At 70.1% G+C, this 13968-nt stretch carries 15 protein-coding genes and 1 pseudogene; 7 read left to right on the top strand and 9 right to left on the bottom strand.

Going from position 1 to position 13968, the window contains the following annotated elements; all coding sequences use genetic code 11:
- Positions 1-14: 14 nt before the first annotated feature.
- Positions 15-509 (top strand): DUF4262 domain-containing protein, encoded by a 495-nt coding sequence (locus ABD256_RS17685; protein WP_344419362.1) that lies wholly within the window; start codon positions 15-17, stop codon positions 507-509.
- Between the two features lie 123 nt (positions 510-632).
- Here the strand turns inward: ABD256_RS17685 and ABD256_RS17680 are convergent.
- From ABD256_RS17680 to ABD256_RS17670, 3 genes and pseudogenes are all read right to left on the bottom strand, one after another.
- A pseudogene (locus ABD256_RS17680) lies at positions 633-1319 on the bottom strand (GntR family transcriptional regulator); the annotation flags it as partial.
- Entirely contained in the window at positions 1316-2035 is a 720-nt protein-coding gene (locus tag ABD256_RS17675) for a maleate cis-trans isomerase family protein (RefSeq protein WP_344419360.1), read from the bottom strand. The gene ABD256_RS17675 and the pseudogene ABD256_RS17680, both read right to left, overlap by 4 nt.
- A gap of 93 nt (positions 2036-2128) precedes the next feature.
- A complete protein-coding gene (locus ABD256_RS17670; protein ID WP_344419358.1) occupies positions 2129-2869 on the bottom strand; it encodes a maleate cis-trans isomerase family protein in 741 nt (246 codons plus the stop codon).
- A gap of 154 nt (positions 2870-3023) precedes the next feature.
- Between ABD256_RS17670 and ABD256_RS17665 the strand changes: the two genes are divergently transcribed.
- From ABD256_RS17665 to ABD256_RS17655, 3 genes are read left to right on the top strand one after another with little or no spacing between them, the layout of a single operon-like run.
- Positions 3024-3941: a D-2-hydroxyacid dehydrogenase gene (locus ABD256_RS17665; RefSeq protein WP_425546468.1), complete on the top strand. Its 918-nt coding sequence runs from the start codon at positions 3024-3026 to the stop codon at positions 3939-3941.
- Between the two features lie 56 nt (positions 3942-3997).
- Complete coding sequence (locus tag ABD256_RS17660; protein ID WP_344419354.1) at positions 3998-5410, top strand: amidase; 1413 nt, start codon at positions 3998-4000, stop codon at positions 5408-5410.
- 48 nt (positions 5411-5458) lie between these two features.
- Positions 5459-6433 carry an aldo/keto reductase gene (locus ABD256_RS17655; RefSeq protein WP_344419351.1) on the top strand — a complete coding sequence of 325 codons (975 nt, stop codon included), beginning with the start codon at positions 5459-5461 and terminating at the stop codon, positions 6431-6433.
- A 52-nt stretch (positions 6434-6485) separates the two neighbouring features.
- Here the strand turns inward: ABD256_RS17655 and pqqB are convergent, their stop codons facing one another.
- From pqqB to pqqA, 5 genes are all read right to left on the bottom strand, one after another.
- Positions 6486-7376, bottom strand: a complete 891-nt coding sequence (pqqB, locus tag ABD256_RS17650) for a pyrroloquinoline quinone biosynthesis protein PqqB (protein WP_344419349.1) — start codon at positions 7374-7376, stop codon at positions 6486-6488.
- On the bottom strand, positions 7373-8458 hold the full coding sequence (gene pqqE, locus ABD256_RS17645; protein ID WP_344419346.1) for a pyrroloquinoline quinone biosynthesis protein PqqE: 1086 nt from the start codon (positions 8456-8458) through the stop codon (positions 7373-7375). The genes pqqB and pqqE overlap by 4 nt, the downstream gene beginning before the upstream one ends.
- The gene (gene pqqD, locus ABD256_RS17640) at positions 8449-8703 is read right to left on the bottom strand and encodes a pyrroloquinoline quinone biosynthesis peptide chaperone PqqD (protein WP_344419343.1); all 255 of its coding nucleotides are present in this window, start codon (positions 8701-8703) and stop codon (positions 8449-8451) included. Before pqqD ends, pqqE begins: the two co-directional genes overlap by 10 nt.
- Positions 8704-8705: 2 nt before the next feature.
- Positions 8706-9422: a pyrroloquinoline-quinone synthase PqqC gene (gene pqqC, locus ABD256_RS17635; RefSeq protein WP_344419340.1), complete on the bottom strand. Its 717-nt coding sequence runs from the start codon at positions 9420-9422 to the stop codon at positions 8706-8708.
- A gap of 69 nt (positions 9423-9491) precedes the next feature.
- Positions 9492-9590: a pyrroloquinoline quinone precursor peptide PqqA gene (pqqA, locus tag ABD256_RS17630; RefSeq protein ID WP_215542011.1), complete on the bottom strand. Its 99-nt coding sequence runs from the start codon at positions 9588-9590 to the stop codon at positions 9492-9494.
- A gap of 195 nt (positions 9591-9785) precedes the next feature.
- Here pqqA and ABD256_RS17625 point away from each other — a divergent pair, with 195 nt between their 5' ends.
- Entirely contained in the window at positions 9786-10040 is a 255-nt protein-coding gene (locus ABD256_RS17625) for a hypothetical protein (protein ID WP_344419333.1), read from the top strand.
- Between the two features lie 258 nt (positions 10041-10298).
- Here the strand turns inward: ABD256_RS17625 and ABD256_RS17620 are convergent, their stop codons facing one another.
- Positions 10299-11663: a WS/DGAT/MGAT family O-acyltransferase gene (locus ABD256_RS17620; protein ID WP_344419331.1), complete on the bottom strand. Its 1365-nt coding sequence runs from the start codon at positions 11661-11663 to the stop codon at positions 10299-10301.
- Positions 11664-11803: 140 nt separating this feature from the next.
- Between ABD256_RS17620 and ABD256_RS17615 the strand changes: the two genes are divergently transcribed.
- Together ABD256_RS17615 and ABD256_RS17610 are read left to right on the top strand one after the other, a co-directional pair.
- Positions 11804-12802, top strand: a complete 999-nt coding sequence (locus tag ABD256_RS17615) for a glutathione S-transferase family protein (protein WP_344419329.1) — start codon at positions 11804-11806, stop codon at positions 12800-12802.
- Positions 12799-13956, top strand: coding sequence for an NAD(P)/FAD-dependent oxidoreductase (locus tag ABD256_RS17610; RefSeq protein ID WP_344419328.1), 1158 nt, complete (start codon positions 12799-12801; stop codon positions 13954-13956). Before ABD256_RS17615 ends, ABD256_RS17610 begins: the two co-directional genes overlap by 4 nt.
- Positions 13957-13968 lie beyond the last annotated feature (12 nt).

The following is a 13968-nucleotide window of genomic DNA, read 5'->3' as shown; positions in this document are numbered from 1 at the left end:
GGAGGGGAGCACCCATGTGCTGGCAATGCGAAAACCGGGGAAAGAGCGTCGGAGACTACCTCGAGTACCTCGCAGGCGAAATCGAGAAGCTGGGCTGGATCGTCCAGTCGGTGGAGGCGGACACCGTGCACGTGAACTGGGCCTACACGGTCGGCCTCACCAGGGCGGGGCTGCCGGAGCTGGTGGTGACCGGGCTGCCAGGCGAGGTCGCGGCCGGGCTCCTGAACGATTTCGCGGGCCATCTCTGCCACAGCGACGAGGCGCCGGAGCCGGGTGCGCGCATCAATTTCGAAAACGGGGCGCCGTCGATCGAACTCGTCGAACTGACCGAGCCCTCGGTGCACCTCCTGATGGCCGTCGGGCTGTACGGCGAGAAGATCCAGGCCCTGCAACTGGTGTACACCGACGACGAAGGGCGCCTGCCGTGGGAGCGCTCGTACAACGACGGCCGGGGCGGTCAGCCGGTCCTCGGCAGCCGTGCGCCCGCGCCGCGCGGTGACGATCCCTGAAAGCTACTTCGCGCCGCGGCCGGACTTCGCCGTCGCGCGGCCGGGCGCCGCGTGGTCACCGTCGCTGGTCACCACCAGGGTTCGTTCGTCCACTGTGGACACGTCGACCGGGCCGAGCGGTGCCGGGGCCTGGCCGGACCGCAGGCTGTTGCCGGGGGCGAGCCGCTGCACCGCGTCTTCCATGTGCGCTTCGAGAAGGGAGAGCACCGCGTCCTCGTCGCCGGCGCGGATCGCCTCGATGATCTGGTTGTGCTCGGTCACCCGCTCTTCGATGCCCTGGTAGGTGTTCTGCAGCGCGGACAGGCACATCCTGGTCTCGATCAGCAGGGTGCGGGCCATCCGGACCAGGCGCTTGCTGCCGGAGGCGGCGATCAGCGCTTCGTGGAAGCGCAGATCCGCCTCGGACAGCGCGGTGGGATCGTCCTGCTCGGCCGCCGTCGCCATTTCGCGCACCGATTCGGCGAGCACCGCGGCGACCGACTCGCGCTCGCCGAAGACGATCCGCAGCGCGGCCGCGCGCTCGATCGCCGAGCGCGCGATGTAGATGTCGAACACGTCCTCGGGCCCGAGGTCGATCACGAACAGGCCGCGATGGCGCTCGCTGCGCAGCAGTCCTTCGGACACCAGGCGCTGCATGGCCTCGCGCAGCGGGCCCCTCGACACCTGGAACTGCGCGGCGAGCTCGGTCTCGCCGAGCTGGGTGCCGGGCGGCAGCGAGCCGTTCATGATGGCGTCGCGCAGCTGGCGGGCGATGATGCCCGCCGTCGATTCCCTGCTGACCGGTTCGATATCGGCAAGCGGCACGGTCATTCGCCCCCTCTGCGGAACAGTGTGCCGAACGAATCTACGGTCTTCGTTTCCCCGGCCAGCCGCAGCCCTTCCCAGATGGTGACCTGGTTGGCCGTGAGCACCGGTTTGCCGAGCCGCTCTTCGATCGCACCGAGCACGCCGAGGGTGCGCATCGCGGTGTCCGGCACGAGCACCGCTTCGGCGTCCGGATGGTCGTGCGACACGGCCAGCTCGACCACGGCCTCGGGGGCCAGCCTGCCGACTTCGGCCGCGGTGTCGATGTCCTCGCTCGACATCGACACCACCTCGACGCCGCCCGCGCCGAGGAACTCGACGAACAGCTTCGCCACGTCATCGGGGTAGCTGGCGGCGACGGCCACCTTCCGCACACCCAGTGCGGCGGCGGCGTTGACGAACGCGAAGGAGGTGCTGGACGCGGGCTTGCCCGCCGCTTCGGCGAGTTTCTCGACCTGCTCGCGGGCGCCGTCGGGACGGTAGACGAAGCTGCCGCTCGTGCAGGCCCAGACCACGGCATCCGGTTCGTGCCCGGCGAGCAGGCGCGCGCCTTCGGCGAGCCGGGCCGGGCTGCCGAGGTCGAGCAGCTCGGGCACGGCGTGCAGGTCGGTGCCGTAGATGTGCGCCACCGGCAGCCGCACCCCGGCGCCGAGCAGGCCCTCGGCCAGCGGGTAGTCGTCCTCGGCCGCGTGGTCGGGGTAGATGAAGCCGATGACCGGCAAGGCTTACCTCCTAGAAAGGCACTGCGAAGAAAGGCACTGCGAACGCTGTAAATTGTCGACAATCCTAACGGACGTGTCGAGCGCGGTCACCTGTCAGCTGACCTCCCGCAGCCAGTTGCCGGGGCCGACGATAGGCAGCCGCATCCGTTTGAGGCAGGCCCACATGGTCAGCTGGTTCGCCGTCAGCACGGGTTTGCCGAGCGCGGTCTCGAGCGGCTCGATGAGGTCGTAGGTGGGGAGGTTGGTGCAGCTGACGAAGATCGCTTCGGCGTCGGGGTGGTCGGCCTTCAGGATCCGTTCGGCGATCGTGCGGTAGCTGACCTTCCAGATGCCGCCGCCGAGCCCGAGGTGCTCGCTCGCCACGGTGTCGACGCCGAGTTCGGCGAGGAACCGGTGCAGGCTGCCGGTGAGGTCGGCGTCGTAGGGGGTGATCACCGCGACGCGCCTGCTGTCGAGCTGCTGCAGCACCTCGGCGAGCGCGCCCGAGGTGGTCACCGCGTCCGGCGCGCCCGCGTCGCAGATCGCCTTCGTGAGCGACCGTTCGTAGTCGACGCCGTTGACGAAGCTGCCCGAGGTGCACAGGTAGGCGACCACCTCCGGTTCGACGTGCAGCACGTCGCGGGTGGCGGTGGCGAGGTGCGCGCTGTTGCTGACCAGCTGCGCCATCTCCATGCTCACCGGAACGGGTTCGTACGGGGTGCGCGCGAGGTGCAGCGAGACCTCCATCGGCACCCAGCGCCACAGCTCGCGCTCCAGTGCGAGGTCGAACGGCGCGATCACGCCGATCCCGCGCTGGGCGAGCGGCCCTTCGAACTCGGGCAGCGAAAAATCCAAGGCTCCAGCCTCCGGCGAACGATGTGGAAGGAGTGCCTCCGGGGTGGCTCCTCGGATTGTTGACAATCATACGACCGACTCATACCGTGTCAATGTGATCGGCACGGATTCTCCGGTGCTGGCGGTGCTGTGCGGCGACAAGCACCCGCCGGACATGCACAGCATCGAACAAGCCGCGGAAGTTCGGTACACCGGCGCCGACGGCCTGGCCGGTGCGCTCGCCGGGGCCGACGCGCTGTTCGTCTACGACTTCCTGTCCACCGCGGTTCCCGGTGCGTGGCACGCCGCGGATCGGCTGCGCTGGCTGCACATCGCGAGCGCGGGGGTCGATCCCGTGCTGTTCCCCGGACTGGTGGACAGCGACGTCGTGCTGACCAACTCGCGCGGCGTGTTCGACGACTCGATCGCCGAGTACGTGCTCGGCGTGATCCTGACCTTCGCGAAGGGGATCGCGCGCTCGCTCGACCTGCAGCGGGAAAACCGTTGGCTGCACAGGGAAAGCGAGCGGATCCAGGGCAAGCGGGCGATCGTCGTCGGCACCGGCCCGATCGGCAGGTCGATCGCGCGGCTGCTGCGGGCGGCGGGCCTGCGGGTGTCCGGCGCGGGGCGGCGGGCTCGCGAGGACGATCCCGACTTCGGCACCGTCCACGCCTCGGGGACGCTCGCCGGGCACCTGCCCGAGTTCGACTACGTGGTGGCGGTGGCGCCGCTGACCGAGCAGACCAAGGGCATGTTCGACGCCGCGGCGTTCGCGGCGATGAAGCCGTCCGCGCGGTTCGTCAACGTCGGCCGCGGCGAGCTGGTGGTGACCGGGGACCTCGTCACGGCGCTGCGGGACGGGCAGCTCGCCGGTGCCGCGCTGGACGTGTTCGAGACCGAGCCGCTGCCCACCGACAGTCCACTGTGGACGATGTCGGAGGTGCTGGTGTCGCCGCACATGTCGGGTGACTTCGTCGGCTGGCGCAACACCCTCGTCGAGGTGTTCGCGGACAACTTCCAGCGGTGGCGCGAGGGCCAGCCGCTTCGTAATGTCGTGGACAAGAGCCTGGGTTACGTACCCTCCGCGCCCTGACGCGAGCGACCGTTGACGGACCAGCCAACCGGGCGAACCGGCGAACAAGGAGACCAATGCCTGCCAACACCGGCACCCTGCTGACCGCGAGTGAACTCGTCGCCGCGTACTCGACGGGCGAACTGTCGCCGGTCGAGGCGACGCAGGCGGCGCTGAAGGCGATCGAGGAACGCGACGGGGAGTGCAACGCGTACTGCCTCGTCGACGCGGAGGCGGCGCTCGAACAGGCCAAGGGCTCGGAGGAACGCTGGCGGCAGGGCAACCCGATCGGCTGGCTCGACGGCGTGCCCACCTCGATCAAGGACATGTTCCTCACCCAGGGCTGGCCGACGCTGCGGGGCTCGAAGGCGATCGACCCCGACCAGCCGTGGGAGGTGGACAGCCCGGTCACCGCGCGGCTGCGCGAGAACGGGCTGGTGCTGCTGGGCAAGACCACGACACCGGAGCTCGGCTGGAAGGGCGTCACGGACAACCCGCTCACCGGGATCACCCGCAACCCGTGGGACACCACCCGCACCGCGGGCGGGTCGAGCGGCGGCAGCGCCGCCGCGGTCGCGGCCGGGATGGGTGAGCTGTCGGTGGGCACCGACGGCGGTGGCTCGGTGCGGATCCCGGCGTCGTTCTGCGGCATCGTCGGGCTCAAGCCGACGCACGGCCGCATCCCGCTCTACCCGGCGAGCCCGTTCGGCGCGCTCGCGCACGCGGGGCCGATGGCGCGCTCGGTCGACGACATCGCGCTCCTGCTCGACGTGCTCGCGCTGGCCGACTTCCGCGATCCCGCGGCACTTCCGCCGCTCGCCGGCGACTACCGGTCGGCCGTCCGCCGCGACGTGCGCGGGATCAACGCCGCGTTCTCGCCCGACCTCGGCTACGTCAAGGTCGACCCCGAGATCGCGAAGATCGTGACCTCCGCGGTCGCCGCGCTCACCGAGGCCGGGCTGAACGTCACCGAGACCGCGCCCGGGTTCAGCGACCCGAAGGACGCCTTCGACGTGCTGTGGTCGACCGGCGCGGCGAAGTGGCTGGACAGCTTCCCGGCCGGTTCGGCGGAGGTCATCGACCCCGGCCTGCGGAAGGTGTGGGAACAGGGCCTCACCTACTCCGCGAGCGACTACCTCGGCGCGAACGCGGAGCGTGCCGCGCTCGGGATCCACATGGGCGAGTTCCACACCCGCTACGACGTGCTGATCACCCCGACCATGCCGATCGCGCCGTTCGAGGCCGGCGTCGACGTGCCGCCGGGCAGCGGGATGAGCGGCTGGCCGGAGTGGACGCCGTTCAGCTACCCGTTCAACATGACCCAGCAGCCCGCGATCAGCGTGCCCGCCGGGTTCACCGAAAGCGGGCTCCCGGTCGGGCTGCAGATCGTCGGGCCGCGGCACTCGGACGATCTCGTGCTCGCGGTGGCGAAGCTGCTGGAGGAGATCCGCCCGTGGCCGGTCGATCGCCCCGCCGGAGTGCTCCGCTGACCGGAACCGCCGGATGCATCGATCCAGAGCCTGTGGTGTGCTGGAGGCATGCGTAGGACGACTTTGGGCAAGAGCGGCCTCGACGTCTCGAGGATCGCCTTCGGGACCTGGCAGCTCGGCGGTGACTGGGGCTCGTTCGACGAGCAGACCGCCATCTCGGCCATCCAGCACGCCAGGGAACTCGGCGTCAACTTCTTCGACACGGCACAGGCATACGGGTTCGGCAAGTCGGAGGCCCTGCTCGGCAAGGCCCTCCGCGACGAGCTGAAGCGGGACCGCGACAGCCTGGTGATCGCCACCAAGGGCGGGATCAACCCCGGTGGCGAGCGGCCGCGCGACGCGGGCCGGGACTGGATCCGCAAGGGCGTCGACGAGAGCCTCGAGTACCTCGGGCTCGACCACATCGACCTGTACCAGGTGCACTGGCCCGACGCGGACACCCCGGCGGAGGAGACCGCGGGGGTGCTGCAGGAACTGGTCGACGCGGGCAAGATCCGCCACGCCGGGGTGTCGAACTACGACGCCGCGCAGCTCGCCGACTTCGACCGCACGCGGCCGGTCGAGACGCTGCAGCCGCCGTACCACCTGTTCCGCCGCGCCATCGAAACCGACCCGCTGCCCTACGCCAGGGAGCACGACATCGGCGTGCTGGCCTACAGCCCGCTCGGCAGCGGGCTGCTCACCGGCTCGCTCACCGCGGACGCCACGTTCGAGGCGAGCGACTGGCGTTCGAAGGCGACCGCGTTCCAGGGCGACAGCCTGCGCCGCAACGTCGAGGCCGTCGCCGAACTGGCCGAGTTCGCCAAGGCCAGGGGCGCCACGGTGAGCCAGGTGGCGATCGCGTGGGTGCTCGCGCGGCCCGGCGTGCACGTCGCGATCGTCGGCGCGCGCAAGCCGAAGAACATCGAGGACAGCCTCGCCGCCGCGGACCTCGACCTGTCGGCGGAGGACCTGGCCGAGATCGAGCGGATCACCGCCAAGGGCGTGCAGGTCGACGGCGCCAGCCCGGAAGGCGTGGCTTGATCGGCGGCACCCGGTCAGCACCGTGTGACGGGCCTTCCGGGCCGGAGGCCCGTCACAGCGTGAGCACGGTCCCGTCGCGCGGGAGGTCGACACCGGTGGCGAGGACCTCCTTGTACTCCGCGGAGTCGTGGTCCACCAAGGGATTCGTGTTGTTCAGGTGCGTGTAGGCCCAGCGCTGCCCCGGCGCGGCGGCCAGGTGCCGCCGGATCCGGGTCAGGCTGCCGTCCGTCCCGGCGACCGGCAGGTGGCCCATCGCGCGCTGGGCGCCGTCGGCGGGCGAGCCGGTGGCCCCGGACATTTCGCCGCCGCCGTAGAACGTTCCGTCGAGCAGTACGTAGCTCGCGCCGCGCACGAAGTGGTCGAAACCGGGCGGCCACGACGCCAGGCACGGTGCGTACACCAGTGAGCCGCCGGTCGCCGGGTCGTCGAACCGGTACGCCACCACCCATGGGCCGTCCACTGTGGACGACGCGGCGTACCTGGGGCGTTTGCTGCTGACCGGCAGCACCGACACCCGCAGGCCGTCGATCACCGCGCCGGAGGCGAGCGGGCGCCACGTCCAGTCGCCGTACCCGGCCACGACGGCCTGCATCGGCAGCGCATGGCGCGTCGCATGAAGCACGGCGGCGGGCGCCCACACGGTCAGGCCGGCGCCTTCCCGCAGCATCAGCAGGCCCAGTGCGTGATCGAGTTCGCCGTCGGTGAGGAAAGCGCCGCGCAGCGGGGTTTCCCTCGGGCCGGGGCCGGGCGCCAGCTCCGGGGCCGCCAGTACCTGTGCCCTGATGTCCGGGGAGGCGTTGACCAGGTACCAGCCCCTGCCGTCGGCGCTGACCGCGAGGCAGTCCTGCGTGCGCGGCGCCGCCTCGCTCAGGCACAACGCGCACGCGCAGTTCCACTGGGGAAAGCCGCCGCCCGCCGCGGTGCCGAGCAGTGCCACCTTCATCGCGTGACCTCCGGATGCCGCATGACCAGCGCTGGTTCGGTCCTTGGCGCGGCGAGGACGAGATCGACGGCGCCGCGATCCGGCGAGCGGGAGCACACCGGGTCCGTCGCCGCCGCGTCACCGGTGAGCAGGAACGCCTGGCACCGGCAGCCGCCGTGGTCGAGTCCGCGGCGGTCGCACGTGCGGCACGGCTCGCGCATCCAGTCCTCGCCGCGGTAGGCGTTGAACGAGCTCGAGTCGTACCAGATCTCCGCGAGCGGCCGCTCGGTGACGTTGTCGAGGTCGAGGGTGGTGATCGCGGTCGCCGCCGGGCAGGGGAGCACGTCGCCGTTCGGTGCGACGGTCAGCTGCCGCGCGCCCCAGCCGTACATGCACGGTTTCGGGTACGGCTCGTAGTAGTCGGCGACGACGTAGATGATCTCCATCCGCCCGCGCAGCCGTTCGGCCGCGGCCCGCACGATCGGTTCGGCGGCCGCGAGCTGGTCCGGGGTCGGCATCAGCGCGTCGCGGTTGCGCAGGGCCCAGCCGTAGTACTGCGTGTTCGCCAGTTCGAGCCGGTCGGCTCCCATTTCCTCGGCGAGCGCGATGATCCCGGCGAGCTGGTCGTGGTTCCGCCGGTGCAGCACCGCGTTCACGCTCAGCGGGAGGTCGTGGGCCTTGACCAGCGCGGCCGCCCTGACCTTGTGGTGGAACGCCTTGGCGCCGGCGAGCCGGTCGGCGCGCTCGGCGTCGGCGCCCTGCACGGACAGCTGGACGTGCGCGATGCCGCGGCGGGCGAGATCGGCGAGCCGGGCATCGGTGAGCCCGAGCCCGCTCGTGACGAGGTTGACGTAGCAGCCGAGGCCGGTCGCGTGCTCGACGAGACGGGGGAGATCGGGGCGCGCCAACGGTTCCCCGCCGGACATGTGGACCTGGAGCACACCGAGATCACGTGCCTGGGTCAGGATGGACAGCCAGTCCACGGTGCCCAGCTCGGCGTCACGGGCGAGCAGTTCGAGCGGGTTCGAGCAGTAGGGGCAGTGCAGCGGGCAGCGGTGGGTCAGCTCGGCGAGCAGGCCGAGCGGCGGTTCGGTCACGTCCATCGGAGCACCTGCCGGTCGGCCAGCTTTTCCAGTACGTCAACGACTTCCTGCGCGCGCACCCCGGAGTACCGCTCGCCGAGCGAGGCGGTGATCTCCTCGACGGTGGCTTCGCCGTCGCAGAGCCCGAGCACCGCGGCGGCGGTCGCGTTGGGCACCAGCACGCCCTCGGGGAACAACAGCACGTGGGTCTGCCTCGTCCGGTCGTAGGTGAGCCGGACTCCGTTGCGCAGCTTGGGTTTCGCCATGATCAGTCCTTTTCGCACGCGCGCTCGACCGCGTCCAGGATGGACCACAGCACGTCGCACTTGAAGGAGAGCGCGGCGATCGCGGCCTCCTGCTGGGCCCGGGTGACCGAATACCGCACGACTATGTCCACTGTGGCCTGTCCTGCACCGGAGACGGCATCGATCCGGTCGGTGAAGTAGGCGAGGTCTTCGGCGCGGATCCACGCGTAGTTCGCCAGCATGTCGCTCACCCGGCGGCGCATGAGGTGGCCCGCGAACATTTCGGTCAGCCCGGACGCGACCGCCTCCACCCACGGTTTGGTCCTCGCGAAGTCGACGTAGGCGTCGACGGCGAACCGCACGCCGGGAACGAGGTGGCGCTCGTCGAGCACTTCTTCGCGGGTCAGGCCGACCGCTTGGCACAGGCGCAGCCAGCGTTCGATACCGCCTTCACCGTCGCGGGCGGTGCCGTCGTGGTAGACGATCCGGTCGAGCCAGTGCCGCCGGATCTCCGGTACCGGGCAGTTGCTGATGATCGCCGCGTCCTTCCGCGGGAGCACGCACTGGTAGTACCAGCGGTTCGCGGCCCAGATCTTCAGTTCGCGCTCGTCGAGGTCGCCGTCGTGCAGGCGGTGGTGGAAGGGATGCGTTCCCCAGTACCGGTGGGACAGCCCTCGCAGCGCGGCGACGAACTCGGTTTCACTGAGCGGAGCAGTTTCCTTGAGCGGTACAGCGGTCACGGTGTCCTCCTCGACCGGCGTTCGCGGGGAAGGTGGAGGACCGGGCGGGCGGCCCTCCACCTCGCACTCCTAGTCCTCCATGCGAGCCGCGTACGCGGTGACTTCCATGGGGGTCTCGTACTCCACGAAGTCCGGGGTGGTCCAGACCTCGACCTGGGTTTCCTTCATGTGCACTCCTCGGATCACTGACGGCACGACGCATCGCCGTCACCCAAAGGGCCGGATGGGGCAGGTCGACAGTAGAAGCACCTGTGCCCGGATATCCATAGCGGAAACGAAGTTCGCGGCTCGCTTGCGCTAGATTCGCTGGTCTGGTCCAATCCTTTGTAAAATATGTTACCTAACGGAGTCGTAATAGATCTGATGTACGATGTTCCGTACGCCCAGAAGGTGGTGCCCACTCCGGCGCCAGAGGTGGTTGGCCGCGTCCAGGTGGCCCCTTCGATGGCGTCGGCCGCGCCGGGGTCACCCGCCGCCGCGCCGGAGAAGGTCGCGAGCGGCCTGCGGGAGGCATGGTCCGTCGGCTTCCTCCCGGACGGCACCGCCGTGTTCGCCGAGAAGGACTCGAAGAAGGTCCGCGAGATCGACGGGGCGGAGAAGGTGCCTTCGACGAGCTGAACAAGATCGAAGCGGGCAAGAACTACGGCCGGCCCCGTGCGAGGGAAAGTGCTCCGCGCCGGGTATGGCGAACCCGGTGAACCAGTGGTCCACTTCGGACGCGACACCGAGTGTAATCGGGAAAGTACCGGGGAAGCTGTGGATCGTGACGCCCGGCGCCCTCTGTGCCGCCGACGGCAACTGACGCTGTTGTCCTTTTTGGACACTCCCGTTCGCGGTGTCCCGAAGGTCACCTTCGGGACACCGCGAACGGAAGTGTCAGCGGGTGGCGAATTCGAGTTCGGCGAGCGCGGTGTCCAGGTGGGTGAGGATGCGCTGCAGGTGCGGGACGCTGCGGCGGCACCCGGTGATGCCGAAGTCGAGATTGTCGCCGTTGCTGGTGAGCGTGATGTTCAGCGCCTGCCCGTCGAGCAGGACCGACGCGGGGTAGATGCCGTCGAGGCGGGCGCCGTTCCAGTACATCTGGGACCGCGGCCCCGGCACGTTCGAGATCACCAGGTTGAACGGCGGCTTGGTGCTGTTGACGACGCCGGGGATCGGGGACGCGCCGAGCGCGGCGACGTTGATGCCCGAGAGCAGCAGCACCTGCAACGGGGTGAGCTGCTTGAACATCCGCTTGCCGTCGCGCATCGACTTGTGGATCACCGCGAGCCGGTCGGCGGGGTCGGCCTTGTCGGTGCCGAGGTTGCACAGCAGCGCGCCGATGTTGTTGCCCCCGGCTTCGCCGTTGTCCGTCTTGGCCCGCAGCGACACCGGGACCATCGCGGTCATCGCGGCGTCCGGCAGCGCGCGCTGTTCGATCAGGTAGTCGCGCAGCGCGCCGGAGCACATGGCCAGCACGACGTCGTTGCGCGAAACCCCGGCCGCGGTGGCGACGGCGCGCACGCGTTCGAGCGACCAGGACTGCGCGGCGAACCGGCGCGCGCCGCCGATCGGCACGTTCAGCATCGTCTTCGGCGCCTGCATCGGCAGGGTCAGCGTGTGCTCGCGGAACGCCTCGTTCGCCACCTTGTACGCGGCGGGCGCGATCCCGGCGAGCTGGTTCAGCGTCTTGCCCGCGGTCTTGAACCACGGCTGCGGCGCTCGCCCGTTCCGGTGGCCGTTGACCGCGCGCGAGCCCCACGGCGGCGGGCAGTCGAGGTCGTCCGGGTCGTCGCTGAGCGTGCCCTGCAGGTGCCGCAGCGCGGAAACGCCGTCGAGCAGCGCGTGGTGGATCTTGCTGTAGATCGCGAACCGGTCGTCCTGCAGGCCTTCGATGAGGTGGATCTCCCACAGCGGCCGGTGCCGGTCGAGCAGCGTGCCGTGCCAGCGCGAGGTCAGTTCGAGCAGTTCCCTGATCCGGCCGGGCTGGGGCAGCGCGGAGTGCCGGAAGTGGTAGTCGATGTCGAGATCGGTGTCGTCCGACCAGGCGAGGTGACCCGCGGTGTTGACCGGGTTCGCGGGCCTGCGGCGGAAGATCGAGCGCATGTTCGTGTCCTCGCGCAGCCGCTGCCGAAGCTCGCTCAGGTAGTTCGGGCCCGCGCCTTCCGGTTTCTCGAACAGTTCGAGACCGCCGACGTGCATCGGATGTTCGCGGGTCTCCACCAGCAGGAACATCGAGTCGGTCACGGGCATCAGGGGCATGGAAACCACCTCGTAGTCCTTCGTCGGGCCCGCGTCTGCACGCCGAGTGCCAGAGTCTAAGCACAGAGTCGGCGCGGGGAGAAAGCCCGCTGCTCCATACGGGAAAGCGAAACGCGGGAACCGCGCCTATCGTCGGGGGCATGACCATCCCGACCGATCCGGACACCGGCGAGTTCCACCGCTCCGCCAACCATTTCGACGCGCGCATCACCGCCGACGGCCGCGACGGCTGGCCGGTCGAGCCCGGCCGCTACCGGCTGGTGGTGAGCCGTGCCTGCCCGTGGGCCAGCCGCGGGTTGATCGTGCGCCGCCTGCTCGGGCTGGAGCAAGCGCTTCCGGTCGCCGTCGCGGACCCGATCCAGGACGAGAAGAGCTGGCGCTTCACCCTCGATCCCGGTGACCGGGACCCGGTGCTCGGGATCAAGTACCTCGCCGAGGCGTACTTCGCCGCGGAACCGGACTACGACGGCGGGATCAGCGTGCCCGCGGTCGTCGACGTGCCGAGCGGGAAGCTCGTCACCAACGACTATCCGCAGATCACCCTCGACTTGTCCACCGAATGGACGGCGCACCACCGCGAAGGCGCGCCCGAGCTGTATCCCGAACGGCTGCGCGACGAGATCGACGAGGTCAACCGCGGTGTGCACGCCGACGTGAACGCGGCCGTCTACGAAGCGGGTTTCGCGGCGAAACAGGCCGCTTACGATGACGCCTACCGGCGCCTGTTCGCCAAGCTGGACGAACTGTCGGCGCGGCTGGAGAAGCAGCGCTTCCTCGTCGGCGACACCATCACCGAGGCCGATATCCGGCTGTTCACCACGCTCGTCCGGTTCGACCCGGTCTACCACGGGCATTTCAAGTGCAACCGGGAAAAAGTCGCGGAAATGCCGGTGCTGTGGGCCTACGCGCGCGATTTGTACCAGACTCCGGGCTTCGGCGACACCGTCGACTTCGACCACATCAAGCGCCACTATTACCAGGTGCACGAGCAGGTCAACCCGACGCGGATCGTGCCGGCGGGCCCGGACCTGTCGGGCTGGGCGAGCCCGCACGGCCGCGAGTCGCTCGGCGGCAGGCCCTTCGGGGACGGCACGCCGCCCGGTCCGCCACCGACGGCAGAGGAGATCGACCCGCGATGACGACCCTTCCCGCGGCCGCGGACATCGTTGTCGTCGGCGGCGGGATCATCGGCGTGAGCTGCGCCCACCGGCTCGCCGAGTCCGGTGTGGACGTCGTGCTCGTCGAACGGGGACCGCTCGGCGGCGGGTCGACGGCGAAGGCGGCCGGCGGGATCAGGTCGTCGTTCACCAGCAGGGTCAACATCGAACTCGGCCTGGCCGGGCTCGAAGAGTACGCGGCCTTCGCGAACCGGTACGGCACCGAGATCGACTTCCGCCGCGACGGCTACCTGTACCTGGTCACCGATCCGGCCGAGCTGCCCGAGTTCGAGCGCGGGGTCGCGCTGCAGAACTCCTACGGTGTCCACAGCGGACTCGTCGACGCCGCGGAGGCCAAACGGGTGTCGCCGCTGATCGACATCGACGGCGTGCTGGCCGCGGTGTGGTCACCGGGTGACGCGAAGGCGACACCGGACTCGGCCGTTCAGGGGTACGCGCGTGCGGCGCGATCGCACGGCGCCACGCTGTGCACCGGCGTGACGGTGGACGGCATCGACCGCGACGGCGACGAGATCACCGGCGTGCGCACGTCGGCGGGGCGGGTGCGCACCTCGGCCGTGCTGTGCGCGGCGGGTGCGTGGTCGCGGGCGGTCGGCGCGTTCGCGGGCGTGGACCTGCCGGTCGAACCGCACCGGCGGCAGGTGGTGTGCACCGGCCCGGTCGCCGGGATACCGGATTCGGTGCCGCTGACCGTGGAGATGCCGTCCGCGTTCTACTTCCACCGCGAGGGCGACGGGCTGGCGATGTCGTTCCCCGATCCCTTCGCCCGGCCGGGGTTCGACACCCGCTACGAAGCGGGGACCTGGCTGCCGCGGCTCGCCGAGCTGGCGCAGCGCCGCGTCCCGTCCGTGCTCGACGCCGGGGTCAAGACCGCGTGGGCTGGGCTGTACGAGATGACACCGGACCACAACCAGATCGTCGGCGAGGCCGCCGGGGTGTCGCGGTTCCTCTACGCCACCGGGTTTTCCGGGCACGGCTTCCAGATGGGGCCCGCGATCGGGCCGGTCATGCGGGACCTGTTCCTCGGCAGGGCGCCCGCCATCGACGTCGCCGACCTGGACGTCCGCCGGTTCGCCGAACGGACCCTGACGGCGTCCGAGCACAACATCGTCTGAACTGCTATTGCT

Source organism: Amycolatopsis minnesotensis (genome assembly GCF_039529815.1).
GTDB lineage: Bacteria > Actinomycetota > Actinomycetes > Mycobacteriales > Pseudonocardiaceae > Amycolatopsis > Amycolatopsis minnesotensis.
This window is presented reverse-complemented; position numbering and strand designations above follow the sequence as displayed.